Source organism: Flavobacterium sp. FlaQc-47, assembly GCF_044006475.1.
GTDB lineage: Bacteria > Bacteroidota > Bacteroidia > Flavobacteriales > Flavobacteriaceae > Flavobacterium.
In genome coordinates this window covers 628,500-648,068 of record NZ_JBIPCQ010000004.1, presented here as the reverse complement: position 1 = coordinate 648,068, position 19,569 = coordinate 628,500, and the positions used below count along the sequence as shown (strand labels likewise).

Genomic DNA, 19,569 nt, shown 5'->3' with positions numbered 1-19,569 from the left:
CAAAGGTTCAAAGAAACAGAGGGTAAAACCTTTGTCGCTTTGAACCTTTGCTACTTTGAGCCTTTATTAAAATACAATTTTAATAAATGCTGAGCAGCTGCAAAAGGTGAAATTTCATCGTTTTGCACTGCTTTTTTGTTTTGTTCTAATTGCGAAATAATTTCCGGCTGATTATAAAAGTTAAGCTTTAATTGATCATTGATCGTTTCCATCATCCAAAACTGATTCTGTTCTTTTCGTTTTTCAGGAAAGAAACCAGATTCATTTGTCTGCTCGAAATAACTTAAAATAGTAGTCCAGATTTCTAAAATTCCTTCTCCTGTTATCGCGCTGCAAGTCGTAACTTTTGGTTGCCAGTTTGATTTTTTTGGAGGGAATAAATGCAAAGCCCGGTTAAATTCCAGTTTTGCCTGATTGGCTTTTTTAATATTATCGCCATCAGCTTTATTGATGACAATAGCATCGGCCATTTCCATAATTCCGCGTTTGATGCCTTGAAGCTCATCTCCCGCACCGGAAATTTTCAGTAATAAAAAAAAGTCAACCATACTGTGAACGGCAGTTTCGCTTTGTCCAACGCCTACAGTTTCTATAATTATAGTATCAAAACCGGCTGCTTCACATAAAATAATTGATTCACGGGTTTTTCTGGCAACACCGCCCAAAGTATCTCCCGAAGCACTCGGTCGTATAAAAGCATTTTCATCCTTTACCAATTCTTCCATTCGGGTTTTATCACCCAAAATACTTCCATGTGAAAGTGAACTGCTTGGATCAACAGCCAAAACAGCTACTTTTTTGCCTAACTGAGTAAGGAAACTTCCAAAAGCTTCAATAAAAGTACTTTTACCAACTCCGGGAACACCCGTAATTCCTATTCTGATTGATTTATTGGCGTGAGGTAAACATCCATTAATAACTTCATTTGCCTTAGCGGTATGTTCAGGATTTGTACTCTCGACTAAAGTAATGGCACGACTAAGCGCCGTTATGTTTCCATTTAAAATTCCATCAATCAATTCATTAGAAGAAGGTTGTTGTTTCCTGTTTTTCTTAATTTGATGAATTGCAGCAACATTGGTAATTTCCGGAGGTGAAATTCCTGCTTTTTCCTGTAAGCTGCCTGATTGTTTTTTTGGACTTGACAAAGTATATTTTTTGATACTGTAAAAGTAAAGAAAACAAAAACAGTTTCAAAAAGTAAGTTTGCCACGAATTACACTAATCTTCACGAATTATTTAACGCATTTTTATCATCCTTCCTGCGTCAGGATGACAGGCAGAAACTTACTATAATCCAAAAAATTAGTGAAAATTAGTGCAATTCGTGGCTAAAAAAAAATATTAGTACCCAGCTGTAAAACGAACTTTATGATGTTTTGGTGTTTCAGTTTCATCAGCAATAACAACGGCTAAATCTTCAACAGATAGAATACTTCTTTGTTCATCATTAAAAACCGGATTATCTAATCCTAAACGGTATTTTCCAGTTCTTCCGGTTGTAATTCCAGCGTGCATTTCAAAAGCAGGACTAAAAAAAGCCCAGTCTAAATCTTTTTCTTCCTTAATAATATTCAGATAATCTCTTGCGGCAGTTGCACCTGCATAATATTCTTTTGGGAAATCCGGAGTATCAACCGCTTGTAAATCCGGAGCTACAAATAAACTTCCGCCACCACCAATCGTGATAAAACGTTGAACACCTGATTTTTTTACTGCTTCCTGAATTGCTTTTGATCCCGCAATAAAATCATCATAAATATTTGGGTTTGCCCATCCCGGATTGTAAGCATTGATAACAGCATCGTTTCCTTTTAATGCTTCGGCTAAAGCATCGACATTAAAAATGTCAGTACTTTTCCAGGTAACATTTGTCGTGTCTTTAGGATTTCTTGCAATAGCAGTAATATCGTGATTTCTGTTTGCTAATTCGTTTAGAATTGCTGAGCCAACAAATCCTGTTGCTCCAATAATTGCGATTTTCATAATATATAAATTTAATTAGTAATAAAAAATGTTACAGTTTTGTGTAAAAAAATAGTTTAAAATTGATTTGAAAAATCTTCTAACGAAATTCCTTCTAATTGTAAACTAACTTTTTGATTCATGTCAGTATATAATGCGCTTAAATTCTGATTGATTTTTTTTCCAACCGGACAATCCGGGTTAGGCTGATTTTTAGCGTAACCTAAATTAATCGATTCAAAAGTCATCTCAAATATTTCCTTCAATGAAATTTTCGTAGGATCAACAGATAGTTTCGTTCCGCCATTTTTGCCTTCCTTACTTTCTACAATATGATGTGCTTTTAAATTCGCAATTTCTTTTCGCACCAAAACAGCATTTAAATTAATACTTCCCGCTATATATTCTGATGATAAATAATCATTAGGATACTTAGTGAGCAAAGTAAGAATGTGAATCGTTATGGCAAATTTACCTGAAATCATACTGTAATAAAATATGTTACAAATGTAGTTAGGTTTCCCCAAATAAAAAAAGTTTTTAACTAAAAATTAATTTTTGTGTCAATCATAAGGAGAACATTAAAAATAAAATGATTTCAAATAGGACTCATTTTTTATAAATATTAGATTTGTATTGGTTTATAATCACATTCAAATTTATTAATATGAGATTTAAAATAGGATTTATCTTTTTCTGTTGCATGTCAACTTTTGTTTACGGACAAAATCATATTCAATATGCAGATTCAATTCGTGTATCCAGTGCCATTCCGGAACTGAGTTATGCTGTAATTTCCGGAGATAAAATTTTAGAAATAAATACATTGGGATTGCATTCCATTGATTTGAAAGATGTGGCTACTTTAAACGATCGATTTCATATTGGTTCAAATACCAAAGCAATGACCGCTTTTATCATTGCGAAATATGTGGAAAAAGGAAAGCTGAAGTGGAATACTCAATTCTTTGATCTGTTTCCGGATTTTAAGAAAACAGCAAAACCAGAATATTATGATATTACGCTTGAAAAACTATTATCTCATCAAGCCCGAATTCAGCCGTTTCAGGGAGAAAATGATCCTGCAGTTCCTGATTTTAAAGGAAATCCCCGAGAGAAAAGAAATCAGTTTGGGAGATTTATATTGACATTAGATCCAGTCGAAATCAATTCAGCACATACATATGTATATTCTAATGCGGGTTATACTTTAGCGACTATGATGCTCGAAAAAGCTACCGGAAAAAGTTGGGAGCAGTTAATAGATCATGTCTTTAATAAAGATTTAAAACTGGATGTTAAATTATCCTGGCCAGAAAATCAAATTGCCAAAGATACCTGGGGGCATTCATTTGAAAATAATAAATTGGTTCCTGTTCCTTCAAACACAGATTATCATTTAGATTATACAGAACCTGCCGGCGATATTAATATCAAACTTACAGATTATATTAAATTTATTCAGCTTAATATTAAAGGGCTTCAGGGGCAGGACAATTATTTAAAAGCGAGCACGTATCATTTTGTTCATAAAGGAATTGAATCTTATTCTTTAGGATGGTTTAACAGTTACGAGAACAATCAGGATTTCTCAACGCATTCAGGAACTGCAGGAACCTATTATACCATTGCAGCGATAGACAGAAAAAAGTTTATTGGTTATATCATCTTTACTAATTCCTTTAATGAGGCTACTGTCAATGGTGTGAGAATGTTAATGCGAAAATTAAAAAAAGATTACGGAAGCTAAAATTAAAATCTCGTATTTATTAAAACTGTATTTTTGAAGCTTTTAACGCCATGAACAATTTTATTCTTATATTTTCCTTTCTTGCTTTAGGTTTGATTTTGCAGCATATAAGGCAATTTCCAACCCATATCTATAAGGTTTTAAATAAAATTGTTATTTATGTATGTTTACCTGCAATCACTTTATACCACATTCCTAAGATAAAATGGAGTAATGAATTGTTGTTCCCGATATTATCAGGATGGATAAGTTTTTTACTGGCATTTATCTTTTTTCATTTTTTAGGAAAAAGATTCGGTTGGTCCAATAAACTTATTGGCTGTTTAATATTGACAGCGGGATTAAGTAATTCGTCCTTTCTGGGATATCCTATAATTGAAGCTTTGTTTGGTAAAAAAGGTTTAGAAACCGCAATTCTTGTCGATCAGCCCGGAACATTTGTTGTAGTTTCAACTTTAGGCGTTTTTGTTGCTGCTTTTTATTCAAAAGGAAATGCCGATGGTTTTAGTATTTTCAAAAAAATAATCTTTTTTCCGCCCTTCATTACTTTTGTTGTAGCGTGTTCAATGAATATTTTTCAATACGATTTAGATGGGAACCTTCAGGCTGTTTTGTTGAAAATTGGCAGTTTAGTTACACCATTAGCGTTGCTTTCAGTAGGATTGCAGCTTACGTTTGATCGTAAAAGTCAGCATTGGCGATTTCTTGGACTTGGACTTTTCTTCAGACTTATTGTTACTCCATTTATAATTTTTATTTTGTATGTTTTTGTTTTCAACCAGCATGCTGAAGCCATAAAAATTACCATTATGGAAATGGCTATGGCACCTATGATTACAGGGGCAATTTTAGCGTCGACTTATGGCTTAAAGCCAAAATTAAGCAGTATGATGATTGGTTTCGGAATCCCGATTTCCTTTATAACTCTTGCCATTTGGTATTTTGTAGTCAGTTTTATTTAGTTTAAAATACTAACTAGATAGAAAATATAGAACTTTAACTTATTTTTAAAAATTCGTTGTTTTCCTTGTGCTTTTTTTGACTAATTTTAGATGAACTAAAAAAATATAAATTATGTCAACATTAAGATTAGGAGATATCGCTCCAGATTTTCATGCAGAAACAACCGAAGGACCAATCAATTTTCATGAATGGTTAGGAGATTCCTGGGGAGTTTTATTCTCGCATCCCGCAGATTTTACACCGGTTTGTACTACTGAATTAGGAACAGTTGCTAATTATGTTCCTGAATTTACGAAGAGAAATACAAAGGTTATAGCGTTAAGTGTTGATGGTCTGGAATCGCATAAATTGTGGATTAAGGACATTAACGAAACTCAAAATACAACAGTCAACTTTCCTATAATTGCTGATGAAGATAAAACAATAGCAAATTTGTACGATATGTTACATCCCAATGCGAGTGAAAAATTCACCGTACGTTCCGTTTTTGTAATTGGACCGGATAAAAAGATCAAATTAACGTTGACCTATCCAGCTTCGACAGGAAGAAATTTTGAAGAATTACTTCGTGTTATTGATAGTTTGCAATTAACAGCAAATTATAGCGTGGCCACTCCTGCAAACTGGAAAGATGGCGAAGATGTAGTAATTACGCCAGCTGTTTTGGATAGTGATATTCCGGCAAAATTCCCAAAAGGACACACTCCAATAAAACCTTATTTGCGCATGACACCGCAACCTAATAAATAAGTTTTTTTTAAGCTTCTAAGATGCTAAGTTTCTAAGTGACTAAGAGTTTTTCTCTGTGGAATCTTAGAGACTTAGTGCCTTAGCATCTTAGTAACTTTATCTATAACTCGACGTGAACGCTTTTCTTCATGAGTTCGTTCATTCGTTTTTTATCTCCAACGACCCAGATAATATCATTTTTTTCTAAGGTCAAATTCGATTCCGGATTTAAAATTCGGTTACCGTTTCTTTCAATTCCCACAACAAGTCCGCCAGTTTTTCCTCTAAATTGTCCAATGCTTTTTTGGATAAAATCCTCATTGACAATTTCCATTTGGCGAAGTACAACATCAGATTCCTGAACATTTTTAGCCGCTTCAACTTCATTTTGCAAATAAGTCGTAAACTGAGTAATTTGTTCATCAGTACCAATTACGCAAATTTCATCACCGGGAAATAAACGCTCGTTTTTAGTGGGAATTGGGATTGTGATTTCACCACGTCTGATAAAAGCAATATTAATTCCCATATTTTCCCTAATACGCAATTCTTCTAAAGTTTTACCTGCAAGATTAGATTCTTTTCCAATATCAAAAATAGACATGTGACCGTCCCAGGGCATTAAATTGGCATAACGTCGGTCAATTTTTTTATTTTCACGATCATTAAGATTCTTCAAAAAGTGATTTTCAATTTTATGATATTGATCGTTTAGTTTTTTAGGAAATAATTGATAAGCACCAATAGCAATTATTAATGCAACAAATGCCACTAAAGGCGAAAAGAAAATATTAAGTAAAAATCCAACGAAAAATAGACCAAGACTCATTCTGATCAAAATAATCATTAAAAGTGCGCCACGATATTTTCGTTCTTCCCATAAAGTTTCAACTTCATTAACTTTTAAGCGTCGCAGCGAAAGTGCCCATAAAAATGGAGCGATGGCAATCAGGGTAATTAATGCTGCAAGTGTATTGCCAAAACGTGTATCAGCGACTAAGGGAGCAACAAATTTTGACGACAATAAGATAATCGCCGTAATGATTATAGTATGTAATATGATTTGAGTTACAGAAGCGCGAAGTACAATTTGCCATGTACTAACAGACTTTATAGCTTGTGCGTTGACGCTGTAACGGTTAATATTTTTAATCCATTTTTTAGGTAATTTTCGTTCTAAATATCCGGAAAAAGGATCAGAATATTTAATTAAAAAAGGAGTTGTAAAAGTCGTAATGGCAGAAACGGCAACAATTATAGGATATAAAAAATCACTTGTCACTTTAAGGGTCATACCCAGAGTGGCAATAATAAACGAAAATTCCCCAATTTGTGCCAGACTCATACCAGTCTGAACGGATTGTTTAAGCGGTTGTCCGGACAATAAAGCCCCAATAGACGAACTAAATGCTTTCCCAAAAATAGTTAACAGCGTGATAAGCGCAACCGGCAACATATAGGTTACCAAAGTTTCCGGATTAATTAACATTCCTACCGATACAAAGAAAACAGCGCCAAATAAATCTTTTACTGGCTGAATCAAATGTTCGATTTTTTCTGCCTGAGTAGTTTCTGCAATAATAGAACCCATAATAAAAGCTCCAAGAGCAGGGGAGAAGCCCACATTTGCGGCAAACATCACCATCATTAAACAAAGCGCTAATGAAATAATAAGCAGCATTTCATCTGTTAAAAGGTGTTTTGCTTTCTTTAGGATCGTCGGAATAATAAATATTCCGCCCAAAAACCATATAATTAAAAAGAATATTAATTTTAAAACCGATTGTAATAATTCTCCACCCGAAACCTGATCGCTAACGGCAATTGTCGATAATAATACCAACATTAAAATGGCGACAATATCTTCAACAATTAAGGCACCAAATACAATTCCGGCAAACTTTTTTCCCTTAACTCCCAGTTCATCAAACGCCCGAATAATAATAGTTGTAGAGGAAATCGACAGTGTTGCGCCAAGAAAAATACTGTCCATTTTGCCCCAGCCCATCCATTGCCCGACACAATAGCCAATGAGCGTCATGAATAAAATTTGCGTGATGGCAGTTATCGAGGATGTTCCGCCCACTTTCATTAGTTTCTTAAAGCTAAATTCGAGTCCCAGACTAAATAATAAAAAGATAACCCCAATTTCTGCCCAGACTTCAACACTTTTCATATCTGTAATCGATGGAAAAAAGTCAAAGTGATTTCCGGCTAAAAATCCTGCAATTAAATACCCTAAAACCAGAGGCTGCTTCATTTTTTTAAATATCAATACAGCGATACCGGCGGTCATCAGGATTAATCCCAAGTCGCTAATAAGAGGTTGTAAATGGTGTGTAGTTTCGGCAGCGGCGCTTAAGGCAATCATAAAGTGGTATTTTTTGTTCAGGAGCTAATCCAGCTTTCCATTTCAAGCTTTTACTCAAAAAACATATTTTTAAAGCCGTTTCAGGAGCTTCCGTTGGTCGCTCTGTCCCGGCAAAAAAATATAGTTTTTTTCGCAAAAGTCTTTCCATTTTACTCTGGGCTATGTCGTGACAAGATTTGTAAATAAAAAAAGCTATCTCGATAAAGATAGCTTTTTTTGAGAAAATATTTTGAGTTTTCTTTAGATTCCTACGTAATTACTAGGTGTTATTGCCATTAATTCTGCCCTAACGGAGTCAGAAACTTCTAAAGTCGCAATAAAATTGTGAATTGCTTTTTTGTCGATAGCTTCATTTGTTCTCGTTAAACCTTTCAAGGCTTCATAAGGATTTGGATATGCCTCACGACGTAAAATAGTCTGAATCGCCTCGGCCACAACAGCCCAGTTTTTCTCTAAATCTTCAGCAAATTTAGCTTCGTTCAAAAGCAATTTGTTCAAACCTTTTAATGACGCTTCAAAAGCAATAATGGTATGACCAATTGGCACACCAATATTACGTAAAACAGTACTATCAGTTAAATCACGCTGTAATCTTGAAACAGGCAATTTAGCAGCCAAATGTTCAAAAATAGCATTGGCGATTCCTAAGTTTCCTTCTGAGTTTTCAAAATCAATAGGATTCACTTTATGCGGCATTGCCGATGATCCAATTTCTCCCTCTTTGATTCTTTGTTTAAAATAATCCATTGAAACATACGTCCAGATATCACGATCTAGATCGATAATGATAGTGTTGATTCTTTTTAAAGCATCAAAAAATGCGGCAAAATGATCATAATGTTCAATTTGAGTTGTTGGAAAAGAATGGTGTAAACCCAGATCAGTTTCAACAAATTTATTACCAAATTTTTTCCAGTCAATTTGCGGATACGCAACGTGATGTGCATTATAATTTCCTGTTGCACCACCAAACTTTGCAGCAAACGGAATATTAAACAACAAACGCATTTGCTCTTCAAGACGTTCTACAAATACCAGAATCTCTTTACCCAAACGGGTTGGAGAAGCAGGTTGTCCGTGCGTACGAGCTAACATTGGGATATCCTTCCATTCTGTGCTTAATTCTTTTAATTTAGAGATTAAACCAATTAACAAAGGTAAATAAACTTGCTCAAACGCGTCTTTTGTAGAAAGCGGAATCGCCGTATTATTGATATCCTGAGAAGTTAAACCAAAGTGAATGAACTCTTTGTATTGAGATAAACCTAGTTTTTCAAAAGCATCTTTGATAAAGTATTCAACCGCTTTTACATCGTGATTGGTTACTTTCTCTGTTTCTTTTATCCAAAGAGCATCTTCAGTAGAGAAATTTTTATAAATATCACGTAAACTGTCAAATAAGCTTGAGTTTACGCCTGCAAGTTGTGGCAAAGGTACTTCGCACAAGGCAATAAAGTATTCAATTTCAACTAATACACGGTATTTGATTAAAGCTTCTTCAGAGAAAAATGGAGCTAGTGAAAGGGTTTTACTTCTATATCGTCCGTCGATTGGTGATATAGCATTCAATTCGTTTAAAGTAGTCATTGTTATGTTGTTTTTTCGAAAGGCACAAATATAAACAGAATTTGCGGATTAAAAGTTATCAAGTAGTCAATAGTCAGATGAAAAGGACTAAAAAAACATATAAAAGGAACACTAATTTTACCAATTTTCACGAATATGGATTTATAGATCTAAGTAAACTATAAATAAATTTTTTGTTTTAAGAAAAAATCTAAAAACGAAATTCAATTCATTTTTAAATCAATATAATTAGTGCTAATTCGTGAAATTCATGTTTAATTTTTAATCTGTTAAATTGATTTTAATCGTTCTCTCAATTCCGCTACACCTTCAGAGGCAACTTTAGCAATAACTTCAACTTTATTCTGAATATTTGGGATTGCAATTGGTTTTGGATCAATATAAAAAACGGGAGTAATACTATAGGTGTACGAGATTAATCCTGCCGCGGGATACACTTGCAATGAAGTACCAATTACCGCAAAATAATCAGCAGTTTCTGTAATGGCAATCGCTTCCTCAAGTGCCGGAACATCTTCGCCAAACCATACAATATGTGGTCGTAGCTGATGCCCGTTTTCATCAAGATCGCCCGTAAATAAATCACCTTGCCAATCCAGAATTAAATCGCGATTTCGGGTACTTCTTACTTTTAATAATTCGCCGTGCAAATGCAAAACTTTTGTACTTCCTGCGCGTTCGTGCAGGTCATCAACATTTTGAGTAATAATATGAACATCAAAATCCTGTTCTAGTTCCGCTAAAATATAATGACCTAAATTGGGTTTTACCTCTTTAAGCTGTTGGCGTCTTTTGTTGTAAAAATCCAAAACCAATTCCTGATTTTTTCGCCAGCCTTCAGGGGTTGCAACTTCCATAACATCATGACCTTCCCATAAACCATCGCTGTCGCGAAAAGTTTTAATACCACTTTCAGCACTAATTCCGGCTCCGGTTAAAACAACTAATTTCTTTTTCATGATTTTTAATTAAAAGATAAAAATACTGATTTACTTACTTCTTTTCGGTTTTTAATCAAACAATAAAAGGTATTTATACTTGTTGTTTCATCCTTACAAATTATTTATTTTTAAGGAGATTTAAAACAAAAGAAATTTTTCAATGATTTTAATACAATTTACGGGTTTATCCGGTTCAGGGAAAACGACATTGGCTCAAAATGTTCGGCACTTGTTAGTTGAAAACGGACACACGGCAGAAATAGTTGACGGTGATGTTTACCGTAAAACGATTTGTAAAGATTTAGGATTTTCAAAAGAAGACAGATGCGAAAATGTCAGACGACTTTTTAACGTAGGACGAAATTTTATTGAAAGCGATACCAAGATTGTTTTAATGTCAGTAATCAATCCATACGAAAGTTTACGGAATGAATTGCGAAAACATGAATTTGTCAGAACCGTATTTTTGGATTGTTCAATAAATAACCTAATACAAAGAGATCCAAAAGGTTTGTATAAAAAAGCGTTACTTCCGGATAATGACAGTAATAAAATAAATAGCTTTACTGGAATAAGTGATGTTTTCGAGGTTCCCGTAAAAGCAGATTTAGTACTGAAAACCGATTTAGAAACGGAGATTTTTTCGACTAATAAACTCTATGATTTTATCATTACTAATTTATCTAATTTTAAATAATTTAATTTTTTTAAAACATGAATCCATCTTCCTGTAAACTTCCAATTTTGTTTTCAATCGATAAATTACAAAAAGAACTCGCACTATGCGAAAACGATTTATGGACGCCACATTTTAATACAGGTCGCTATGAAGGAAATTGGACAAGCGTTTCCTTAAGATCGCAATCTGGATTGGTAAATGACATTACATCTTTTCCGGATGTAGAATATAAAAATACAGAATTGCTGGATCGCTGTCATTATTTCAAAGAAATTATGGACTGGTTTCAATGTGAAAAAGAAGCAGTTCGATTACTTCGATTAGGACCGGAAAGCGAAATAAAAGAACATGTTGATAATGATACTTCGTATGAAGATGGTTTTTTCAGGATTCATATTCCTATTATCACAAACGATGAAGTGTTTTTTTATGTCGATAAAAAACGTGTTCCTATGAAAATGGGAGAATGCTGGTATGCTAATTTTCAGCTTTTGCATAGTGTAGAAAATAAAAGTTCAGAACCGCGAATTCATCTTACACTTGATTGCATTAGAAATGATTGGTCTGATACGTTATTTACAGAAATGGGTTTTGATATTCATTATTCGTCAAAGAAAAACCAGTATTCAGATGAGGTGAAGCAGCAAATTATTGACGAACTTTCAAGAAATCCATCGGCTGTTAATACCAAACTGATTGCAGATTTATTAGAAAAATAATTATACAAAAATGGAAAACATAAATCATCCGCTTTCAAATTTGATTCCTTATAAATTAATCGAAAAAGATAACGACGTTTATTTTGAATGGATTTACCTGGCAGATATAAAATATGCTGAACCTTTTTTTGAGGAAACAATTTCAAAATGTAAAAGTCATGCTTATAATTCGCAATCTTTTAAAATAGTTAGTACTATTGAAAATTTGATAGATTGGTCTAAAGAAATAGTCCCGACAGAATTAAAATCGTTAGTGTTTCATGTTTCGCGATGTGGTTCTACGATGTTAAGTCAGTCGTTAGCCACTTCTTCTGAAAATATTATGATATCTGAAGCGCCAATTATTGACGAAATTCTAAGAAGTGATACGTTTAATTTAGAAAAAAAAGCAGCTCTTTTAAAAGCTGTCATTGCATTATTAGGACAAAAAAGATTTCCAGAGCAAAACAATCTAATTATAAAGCTCGATGCCTGGCATATTTTTAATGCGGATTTTTTGAGATCAGTTTTTCCTGAAATTCCTTTTGCTTTGCTTTACAGAAATCCAATTGAGGTTTTAAAATCACATCAAAAAAGGACAGGAATGCATATGGTTCCTAATGCATTACCATCTCATGTTTTTGGAATTTCTGCTAAAGAAATTGATGAAATTAGTTTTCAGCAATACGGAGGTTTGGTTTTAGAGAAATATTTTCAAGGCTTTTTGAACTTTTACGAAAGGGATCAAAATGTGACAAAACTCAATTACAATGAAGGAATGAAAAATGTAATTGAAAAATTCATATCCTTTATTAATGTTGATTATCATAATGATGAACTGGAGAAAATGTACGAGCGTTTAAATAAACATTCTAAAAATAAAAATGCAGTTTTTAAAGGTGATTCTTTTAAAGAAGAATCTCTACAAATAGATTTTAAAAAAGTCAGTTTGTTACATGAAAAATTAAACAATGCGCTTGTCGAAATTTAGAATATTGAAAATGCTTATGATTATTTCTTTCTATTTTATTTAAAATGTATTTTTGCGACAAATACAAACAAAATGATTGATTTAGATTACCTCGCTTTCCTTGAAAATATATTGACGGATAACCGTAAAGAAAAATTTTTAAAAGTATTGGGAAACCGAACTAAACATTTTACGATTGTTGTAGAAGATGTTTTTCAAATGCATAATACTAGTGCTGTAATGCGTAGTTGTGAGGTTTTTGGCATTCAGGAACTAAATGTCATCGAACAGCGTTACGGAAAAAAAATCGATAAGGAAATTGCAATGGGGGCCCAAAAATGGGTAGATATCAATCAGTTTGATTCTGTTACTAATTGTATTTCGACCTTAAAAGAGCAGGGTTATCAAATTATTGCCACAACGCCACACGAAAATGATTGTTTGCTGGAAGATTTTGATATTACAAAACCAAGCGCGTTATTCTTTGGAACCGAAAGAGACGGATTGTCAGAAGAAATTCTGGAAAAAGCCGATGGTTTTCTTAAAATTCCAATGGTTGGTTTTACAGAAAGTTTAAATATCTCAGTTTCTGCTGCAATCATCATCCAAAACTTAACAAACAGATTACAAAATTCTGATATCGACTGGCATTTATCTAATGAAGAAATTCTTGAAAAACGTTTAGACTGGGCTAAAAATTCGATTAAAGACATTAAACGAATTGAAGCAAGATATTACGAAGAAAATCCGCGATAAAAAAGTTTGCCACGAATTTTACAAATTCAAAAACGTAAATAATTAATTCGTAAAAATTCGTGAAATGTGTGGCAAAAAATTAAATCTATCTTCCAAAAGAATCATAATTATCCTCAGCATATTTTTCAAAGCGTTTCAATAAAACGATGTTTTCTTTTTCGACTGTGGTCAATTCACTAGTAACATTATCAGAAACGGGAATATACCATTGAATATTATCAAAAAACTGACGAACTGTTTTGGTTTTAAAAGTAAGTCCGTGTCTGGCAAAAATCGTATTTCTAAGAATCTCCAAATCAATTTTCTTTAGATTTTTTATATCTGATTCTTTTAATTTTTTTGTTGATGAATTTAGGGTCACAATACTTTCAGATGCTGCTCTGTAAACAGTTTCCATATATATTTCAGTCTCTTGAACTTCAGGATCCTCAGCACTCTCTGTTACTTGTTCTTCTTTTGGGTTTTCATAATCAATATACATTCCTTCCTCCGGAAGCATTACATTTGGATCATATTTAAACTCTTTTTTTGTAAGTTCAAATGTTCTTTTAGTTACCTCTTTTTTAGAATTATTAGCGGTCCAGGTTCCTGTTAAAAGCGTGTCATTTTTTATTTCAAAATCAAAAACGCCATCATTTTTATCATCGCCAGGTTCTTTAAGTATAAAATGGATTATAGTTCCTTCTACATTCATTGTGCCTGTAAGCGGTCTGCTATTCCCGGCAACAACACTTTGTCCTGTAACTTTTGACTCTGTAATTTTCTTGATGACAATATTAATCTTGTTAATCTCATTTTCTTTTGCAGGTCTGCTGGTATCACGTTCTAAAACAGTAAAATCACCAACATATGAACCGTACAAATCAGTTCTAATTTCTTTAGGCTGACTTTCGGCACTAGCTTTTATTGTTTTTTTCTCTTTAGAATTACAGGAAAAAAGGAGTAGTGATAATAATAAACAAAAAAGGTGTTTCATTTTTTTAGTTGGTTATAAAGGTAATATTCAACGATTAATAAATTAGGAATCCAGCCCAGCCATGCGATTATCTGATAAACATCCATTGGTGCCGGATGAAACAAATATACTAGAATTACCTTCCAAAAGCGTAACGTTATGGCAGAAAATGTTAAAGCAAAACTTCGTAGCATAAACGCTTTATGTTGGGTAATATTTTTATTTTTTATGGATGTAAAACCTTTGAGCGTGAAGTAAAACCATAAAAGCGACAAAGTAACAAAAGAGATTTTAGAGTAAAGTCCACCGTTTGCGAAAAGACCGATAAATAAACCTGAAGGTGCACTTAAAAAAAGCACTGTGAAAACATAAAACTTTCCAATATTTCGATGCGTAACAGGAAACTTCTTTAAAAGAGTAGTGTTGAATTGAAAAAATCCGGCAAGCAAAACAAAAATAGCAGAGTAACATGAGCGTAAAATATAGAATAGTAAAATGGAATTTGACTAATCTCAGTTTGCTTGATTTGAAGAAAAGCAACGTTATTATTAATTGGAATATATTGCCAGGTAATCCTGATCATTAATATGAAAAAATAGCTGAAACACAGTATCCATATAATTGGTAATAAAAAGCTTAGATTTCTTTTCAATTTTAATTAAAATAAATTTGAAACAAATATAAGAAAATCCCCCGGCGTAAGAATGCTGAGGGATGAATAGATTTTTTCTACTTTTTTAAAAACAAAATAAAGCCCAAAATACTAACAATCAATATAGTTAATGCGGCTAAAACCATTGTGAGATCGCGAATGTTTTTTCCTGCCCAATCCATAAATAAAAATTTGTGCAGGATGGCAAACGAATAACCTTCAACCATATCTGAATTTTTAACTACGGCAGCCAATCGTGAAGTCGAAGTTTCGACAAAATATGTTGTTTTTTCGGGTGTGTCATAAGCCAATTTTATAACTGGCAATCTTTTGTTGACAAAACCATATTCGCGACTGCTAAAATCGGTTAAAAGTTTAGATTCTAATAATTTTACATTTTCTAAAGAAGTATGAGGTTCATCAGAACTTTGATCCATTTCGCAACAAGCAAGTTTAGGAGCGCCATCTGTAAAATAATAAGCCAGGAATTCAGCATATTGAAAGTCCAGATTTGGCGCAACTTTGTTGGTTGCAGCATTAATGTAAATTACCTCAGATTTTGGGTCGTCTTTTTTATTCCATTTTGCATTAGAATCTGATTTAGATGTTTTGAATTTTTGTTTTTCAAGCAATTCACAACGGAAATACGTTGTGTCGTTTAAAGTAATAATACTCATATTCTGAAAACGGCTCCAGTCTAAATCCAGATTATTATTGGCAACCGGGATTTCTTTCGTTACAAAAGTGGGTTCGTAAACCATTTGCGATAAAGTATAGGGATTCCATTTTGTTGTGGCGTGATATGCGCCGCTAAAAGCAAATGTTAAAGTAAAAAGCGAAATCCAAATCCCTATTTGGCGATGGTATTTTCTAAGACCTTTTTTAGGTTGTAAACTATCTGTCTTTTTAAATTGTTTCCAAAGTAAGCCATAAATTAAAATTCCGCTCAAGGCAGAAAATCCAATGATTGACAACAAGAAAATCATCGTAATGATTCGGATACTGTTGTTTGAAATAGCATCTATAAACGACCAATTATGAAACGTGTCAAAGAACCAGATAAACGCCTGTCTTGAAGTTGGGTTGTAAGTTGCTAATTTGCCAGAAGATGTTTCTACATAAACCTGCATAGCATCCGGACGATCAAAACTGAGTTTGTAAACAGGTAAATAACGATTGACGTATTTGTATTGTGAGGTGAATTCAGTTACGATTTCGATTTGTTTAATCGCACTTTTTTGATCGTCCAGAAAATAACGCGAAAGCCATTCGGCATATTTTTGATCTCCGTTTTCCAGTTTTTCAGCGGTCGAAGTATCAAAATACCATAATTCGCCAATGATAGTTTTAAGCTGATAATAGGTTTTATGGTTGAAAGTGACGATTCTGAAATTCTTGAATTGCGTGAGTTCATTTTTCTCTAAAACTTCCTGAATCGAAAAGTGTAACTGACTTTTATCAATTACTTGTGCTTCGAGTTTATCATGGGCAATTTCAGGTTTAAAAAAATGTGCCATAAACGGATGCATCAATCCTGAAAGTGTCCAGAAAATAACAGGAACAATGGTGATTAAACCTATTGTTCTATGCCATTTGTACATGTGCTGCTTGATTTTTTTGACAAACTTTGAATCTTTCTTTTTAGACTTTTTGTCCTTATTTATTTCTTTACTCATTGTTAGGTTTTTTAGCCCCGATGGAGGCGGTATCCTTTTTATGGCTTTTCCTGCCATAAAAAGATAAAGCCGAGAGCGGGATTAGCTTCTAATAATTATTATTATTTTGCCACTGATTAAAATGATTTTTTTACCATTAAGAGATTAAGAAAAATTAAGTTTGGCTTAATGAAACTTAATATCTTAATGGTTCAAATTTTAAACTTGCTTTATAGGCGTGGCAAACCTTATTTTTTTAATGAAAAATTATACTGTATTCCAAACACAAAAGTTCTTGGTGCGGCGGCAGTATAAGTGGGTTGGGCGTTTGTGGTATTTGCTCTGGAAACGTTATAAGCGTATAATTTATCCGTTAGGTTAAGTACGTTTCCGTAGGCTTCAATTTTTTTCCATTGGTAACCCACTCTGGCGTTGAATATATTGTAACCACTATATTTTACCGTATTGATCTGATCCTGATAATAACTGCCAACAAGCTGCCATTCTACCGAAGTTCTTAGATTTGGAAGCCAGTTGGGGTAATAACTTACCTCAGAATTTCCGGACCATTTGGGTGCAGCAGGCATTTCTTTTCCGTTTAAATCCTGAACAGGATCGCTTGGCTTGTCCGAAAGTTTAAAATCGATGTAAGTATGTTGGGCGTAAGTTCCACCAAGACGAATATTGAATTGTTTTGAAGGTCGGTACGAAGCACCAAACTCAATTCCTTTATGACGCGTTTCCCCAGCAGAACGATAATCTGTTGAATTATCAGCGAGTTTAATATTCAAAAGTTCATTTTTTCCTTCCATATAATATAAAGCATAATCAAAATTTAATTTATTTTGAAAGAAAGAAAGCCATCCGCCCACTTCGTAATTATCGAAAGTAGCAGGTTCGAGATTATAATAAAAGTCGGCAGGAACGCCTGTTGTACCGCCAGTTCCGGGTTTTGTTCTAAAAATAGAGGTAATTCCGGGAGGCGCAAAACCTTGTGAGTAATTGCCATAAAAACCGGCAAAGTCAAACGGATTATAATTAGCACCAACTTTAAAAGTCATTTTGTCATAAAGTTTACTGCCGGTCGAATTGTCTAAAGCATTATTGTAATTCACTTTCATATTATCGTAACGACCGCCCACCGTAATAATCAGTTTTTCGACAGGGTTAAAACTCAATTGTGCATATCCGGCTGAGTTGAAAATATCAGCCGTATAATCAGCCAGTTTTGAATCCGGATGTTCTGCGATAATCTCATAAGAACTAACGGTTTGTTTACCAGATTCACCGGGATTTAAATTCGCTTTTAAATCAATAACGTACGACCAATAGGTCACAGGCGAATAATCGTATAAGGCACCTGCAACCAATTTAGTATTCAAAAAATCGAATTTTTGAGTATGTTGCCCAATGGCACCGTAACTTTTAAAGTTGTTCGAGTTGACTTCGCCCTTTGCAGTTGTAGGATTTACAGTTGGGCTCCATCTGATTCCGTACGAAGGATTTTGGCCTAGTTTATTGTCTCTTAAATATGCTGTAATATAACTGCTCGAATTAGGGTTCCAATCGTGTTCTAGTGTTAATCGTGTTCGCAAAGCATCAGATTTTCTATAAGTAAAATTAGAAGTACTCTGATAAGTTCGGTTATTAAATGCCTCTTCGTTCACTGTTCCGCTCATGTCAGAGTAATATTTGCCATACATTGTATTGCTGATCAATCGGGTAGAAGAGGAGATATTATAATCGATTCTCGCATTCAGATTATCTTTGTTATAATCAGAATAGGTCATCCAGCCATTTTCCTGCAAACTTGAAATTCCCGCAATATGAAAACCAACTTTCCCTATTGTTGCTCCGCCGGCAGCCTGAAATCTTCTATAGCCATAATTATCTGCCTGAACCCCAAATTTAAATTCCGGATCAACAGGCGGTTTCAGCGAAATTAAATTAATCGTTCCGCCAACTGCTTCAGGTCCGTACAAAGACGAAACCGGGCCTTTTACCACTTCGATACTCTGCAAATTAAACTGATTAATTTCCAGTAAAGCATTGTGATTAAAAATTCCCATGGGGCGAATTGGCAAACCATCTTCGAGATACAAATAATAAGCATTGGTGGTCATAGGCTGACGAATCGACATCATGTGCTGTTCGTTTCCTAAATTAACCATTAAAACTCCGGGCGTTTTATTGATGATTTCGTAAACGGCAGTTGCCTTGGTTTCATTAATGGTTTTAGCGGTTATTTTGCTAATGGCAACCGGAGTTTCTTTTCGTAAGGTAGCGGTGCGATTTGCAGTTATAAAAACATTATCCAGTTCTTGCGATTTTGTAGTATCTTTTTCTGTTTTATTTTGTGCTAAGACACATTGTCCTATAATCAATAGGATAAAATATATTTTGTTCATTTTAAATGATATAAATTTTAAAAAGTAGCCGGTATTCTCTTGGTAGAATACCAATAAAAGCTTTTCAAAAACATTGAAAAGCAGGACTAAAATTTATATCATATGGGAAGGAGGATGAAAAGTAGCATTCGAAACCGAAATTGGTTTTTTATCGAAATAAGCAAAAACGGCTTTTCGAGATCTTATTGGTGCAACTAATTTGAAATTACTCAACGAAATATTCTGAATATAAATTACTTCTGCTTTTTCTTTCAGATTGTCCTGCATTTTTTTTTCGTTGTCAGTATATTTCTTAAGGCTTTTTTGAAGCTCACAACGACCATTACAAGAATTAAAAACCATTTTGCGTTGTACACAAATAGTTTTAGAAATCTCTTCCTGATTTAATTTGAATGTGGTGTAAACGCAGAAACTGCCAAATGATGGCATTAAAAGCATGAAGGAAAGAAATATGATGACAATTTTTCTCAAAGCTTGTTTCGTTGTTTTT

Annotated in this window: 18 protein-coding genes; 7 read left to right on the top strand and 11 right to left on the bottom strand. The window is 33.7% G+C overall.

What is annotated here, in order from left to right; translation table 11 throughout:
• Window positions 1–50: 50 nt before the first annotated feature.
• The 3 genes from meaB to ACHRVX_RS16055 form a co-directional block, all read right to left on the bottom strand.
• Window positions 51–1,148, bottom strand: a complete 1,098-nt coding sequence (gene meaB, locus ACHRVX_RS16065) for a methylmalonyl Co-A mutase-associated GTPase MeaB (protein ID WP_395333977.1) — start codon at window positions 1,146–1,148, stop codon at window positions 51–53.
• 196 nt (window positions 1,149–1,344) lie between these two features.
• Window positions 1,345–1,986, bottom strand: coding sequence for an NAD(P)-dependent oxidoreductase (locus tag ACHRVX_RS16060; protein WP_395333975.1), 642 nt, complete (start codon window positions 1,984–1,986; stop codon window positions 1,345–1,347).
• A 56-nt stretch (window positions 1,987–2,042) separates the two neighbouring features.
• Window positions 2,043–2,450: an Rrf2 family transcriptional regulator gene (locus ACHRVX_RS16055; protein ID WP_395333973.1), complete on the bottom strand. Its 408-nt coding sequence runs from the start codon at window positions 2,448–2,450 to the stop codon at window positions 2,043–2,045.
• A gap of 182 nt (window positions 2,451–2,632) precedes the next feature.
• On the opposite strand from ACHRVX_RS16055, the gene ACHRVX_RS16050 reads away from it, so the two are divergent.
• The 3 genes from ACHRVX_RS16050 (at window position 2,633) to ACHRVX_RS16040 (ending at window position 5,428) form a co-directional block, all read left to right on the top strand.
• Window positions 2,633–3,715, top strand: coding sequence for a serine hydrolase domain-containing protein (locus tag ACHRVX_RS16050; protein ID WP_395333971.1), 1,083 nt, complete (start codon window positions 2,633–2,635; stop codon window positions 3,713–3,715).
• Window positions 3,716–3,765: 50 nt separating this feature from the next.
• A complete protein-coding gene (locus tag ACHRVX_RS16045; protein ID WP_395333969.1) occupies window positions 3,766–4,677 on the top strand; it encodes an AEC family transporter in 912 nt (303 codons plus the stop codon).
• A gap of 112 nt (window positions 4,678–4,789) precedes the next feature.
• On the top strand, window positions 4,790–5,428 hold the full coding sequence (locus tag ACHRVX_RS16040) for a peroxiredoxin (RefSeq protein ID WP_395333967.1): 639 nt from the start codon (window positions 4,790–4,792) through the stop codon (window positions 5,426–5,428).
• A gap of 100 nt (window positions 5,429–5,528) precedes the next feature.
• On the opposite strand, the gene ACHRVX_RS16035 is transcribed toward ACHRVX_RS16040, so the two are convergent.
• The 3 genes from ACHRVX_RS16035 to ACHRVX_RS16025 all read right to left on the bottom strand — a co-directional run bounded on the left by ACHRVX_RS16035 (window position 5,529) and on the right by ACHRVX_RS16025 (window position 10,324).
• Complete coding sequence (locus ACHRVX_RS16035; RefSeq protein ID WP_395333965.1) at window positions 5,529–7,778, bottom strand: cation:proton antiporter; 2,250 nt, start codon at window positions 7,776–7,778, stop codon at window positions 5,529–5,531.
• Window positions 7,779–8,018: 240 nt separating this feature from the next.
• Entirely contained in the window at window positions 8,019–9,365 is a 1,347-nt protein-coding gene (purB, locus tag ACHRVX_RS16030) for an adenylosuccinate lyase (protein ID WP_395333963.1), read from the bottom strand.
• Between the two features lie 269 nt (window positions 9,366–9,634).
• Entirely contained in the window at window positions 9,635–10,324 is a 690-nt protein-coding gene (locus ACHRVX_RS16025) for an SIR2 family NAD-dependent protein deacylase (protein WP_395333961.1), read from the bottom strand.
• A gap of 142 nt (window positions 10,325–10,466) precedes the next feature.
• On the opposite strand from ACHRVX_RS16025, the gene cysC reads away from it, so the two are divergent.
• The 4 genes from cysC to ACHRVX_RS16005 all read left to right on the top strand — a co-directional run bounded on the left by cysC (window position 10,467) and on the right by ACHRVX_RS16005 (window position 13,409).
• The gene (gene cysC, locus ACHRVX_RS16020) at window positions 10,467–11,003 is read left to right on the top strand and encodes an adenylyl-sulfate kinase (RefSeq protein WP_395333959.1); all 537 of its coding nucleotides are present in this window, start codon (window positions 10,467–10,469) and stop codon (window positions 11,001–11,003) included.
• A gap of 17 nt (window positions 11,004–11,020) precedes the next feature.
• The gene (locus ACHRVX_RS16015; protein ID WP_395333957.1) at window positions 11,021–11,704 is read left to right on the top strand and encodes an aspartyl/asparaginyl beta-hydroxylase domain-containing protein; all 684 of its coding nucleotides are present in this window, start codon (window positions 11,021–11,023) and stop codon (window positions 11,702–11,704) included.
• A gap of 10 nt (window positions 11,705–11,714) precedes the next feature.
• On the top strand, window positions 11,715–12,674 hold the full coding sequence (locus tag ACHRVX_RS16010) for a sulfotransferase family protein (protein WP_395333955.1): 960 nt from the start codon (window positions 11,715–11,717) through the stop codon (window positions 12,672–12,674).
• Between the two features lie 72 nt (window positions 12,675–12,746).
• The gene (locus ACHRVX_RS16005; RefSeq protein WP_395333953.1) at window positions 12,747–13,409 is read left to right on the top strand and encodes a TrmH family RNA methyltransferase; all 663 of its coding nucleotides are present in this window, start codon (window positions 12,747–12,749) and stop codon (window positions 13,407–13,409) included.
• Window positions 13,410–13,494: 85 nt separating this feature from the next.
• Here the strand turns inward: ACHRVX_RS16005 and ACHRVX_RS16000 are convergent, their stop codons facing one another.
• The 5 genes from ACHRVX_RS16000 to ACHRVX_RS15980 all read right to left on the bottom strand — a co-directional run bounded on the left by ACHRVX_RS16000 (window position 13,495) and on the right by ACHRVX_RS15980 (window position 19,550).
• Window positions 13,495–14,385, bottom strand: a complete 891-nt coding sequence (locus tag ACHRVX_RS16000; RefSeq protein WP_395333952.1) for a YARHG domain-containing protein — start codon at window positions 14,383–14,385, stop codon at window positions 13,495–13,497.
• Window positions 14,382–14,813 carry a DUF2306 domain-containing protein gene (locus ACHRVX_RS15995; RefSeq protein ID WP_395333950.1) on the bottom strand — a complete coding sequence of 144 codons (432 nt, stop codon included), beginning with the start codon at window positions 14,811–14,813 and terminating at the stop codon, window positions 14,382–14,384. The genes ACHRVX_RS16000 and ACHRVX_RS15995 overlap by 4 nt, the downstream gene beginning before the upstream one ends.
• A gap of 280 nt (window positions 14,814–15,093) precedes the next feature.
• Window positions 15,094–16,692 (bottom strand): PepSY domain-containing protein, encoded by a 1,599-nt coding sequence (locus ACHRVX_RS15990; RefSeq protein WP_395333948.1) that lies wholly within the window; start codon window positions 16,690–16,692, stop codon window positions 15,094–15,096.
• A gap of 227 nt (window positions 16,693–16,919) precedes the next feature.
• Window positions 16,920–19,079 (bottom strand): TonB-dependent receptor, encoded by a 2,160-nt coding sequence (locus tag ACHRVX_RS15985; RefSeq protein ID WP_395333946.1) that lies wholly within the window; start codon window positions 19,077–19,079, stop codon window positions 16,920–16,922.
• A gap of 93 nt (window positions 19,080–19,172) precedes the next feature.
• Entirely contained in the window at window positions 19,173–19,550 is a 378-nt protein-coding gene (locus ACHRVX_RS15980; RefSeq protein WP_395333944.1) for a hypothetical protein, read from the bottom strand.
• Between the last annotated feature and the right edge of the window lie 19 nt (window positions 19,551–19,569).

Coding starts and splice junctions, on each gene's coding strand:
- ACHRVX_RS16060 (WP_395333975.1), bottom strand. CDS start 1,986: ATGAAAATCGCAATTATTGGAGCAACAGGATTTGTTGGCTCAGCAATT.
- ACHRVX_RS16055 (WP_395333973.1), bottom strand. CDS start 2,450: ATGATTTCAGGTAAATTTGCCATAACGATTCACATTCTTACTTTGCTC.
- ACHRVX_RS16050 (WP_395333971.1), top strand. CDS start 2,633: ATGAGATTTAAAATAGGATTTATCTTTTTCTGTTGCATGTCAACTTTT.
- ACHRVX_RS16045 (WP_395333969.1), top strand. CDS start 3,766: ATGAACAATTTTATTCTTATATTTTCCTTTCTTGCTTTAGGTTTGATT.
- ACHRVX_RS16040 (WP_395333967.1), top strand. CDS start 4,790: ATGTCAACATTAAGATTAGGAGATATCGCTCCAGATTTTCATGCAGAA.
- ACHRVX_RS16035 (WP_395333965.1), bottom strand. CDS start 7,778: ATGATTGCCTTAAGCGCCGCTGCCGAAACTACACACCATTTACAACCT.
- purB (WP_395333963.1), bottom strand. CDS start 9,365: ATGACTACTTTAAACGAATTGAATGCTATATCACCAATCGACGGACGA.
- ACHRVX_RS16025 (WP_395333961.1), bottom strand. CDS start 10,324: ATGAAAAAGAAATTAGTTGTTTTAACCGGAGCCGGAATTAGTGCTGAA.
- cysC (WP_395333959.1), top strand. CDS start 10,467: ATGATTTTAATACAATTTACGGGTTTATCCGGTTCAGGGAAAACGACA.
- ACHRVX_RS16015 (WP_395333957.1), top strand. CDS start 11,021: ATGAATCCATCTTCCTGTAAACTTCCAATTTTGTTTTCAATCGATAAA.
- ACHRVX_RS16010 (WP_395333955.1), top strand. CDS start 11,715: ATGGAAAACATAAATCATCCGCTTTCAAATTTGATTCCTTATAAATTA.
- ACHRVX_RS16005 (WP_395333953.1), top strand. CDS start 12,747: ATGATTGATTTAGATTACCTCGCTTTCCTTGAAAATATATTGACGGAT.
- ACHRVX_RS16000 (WP_395333952.1), bottom strand. CDS start 14,385: ATGAAACACCTTTTTTGTTTATTATTATCACTACTCCTTTTTTCCTGT.
- ACHRVX_RS15990 (WP_395333948.1), bottom strand. CDS start 16,692: ATGAGTAAAGAAATAAATAAGGACAAAAAGTCTAAAAAGAAAGATTCA.
- ACHRVX_RS15985 (WP_395333946.1), bottom strand. CDS start 19,079: ATGAACAAAATATATTTTATCCTATTGATTATAGGACAATGTGTCTTA.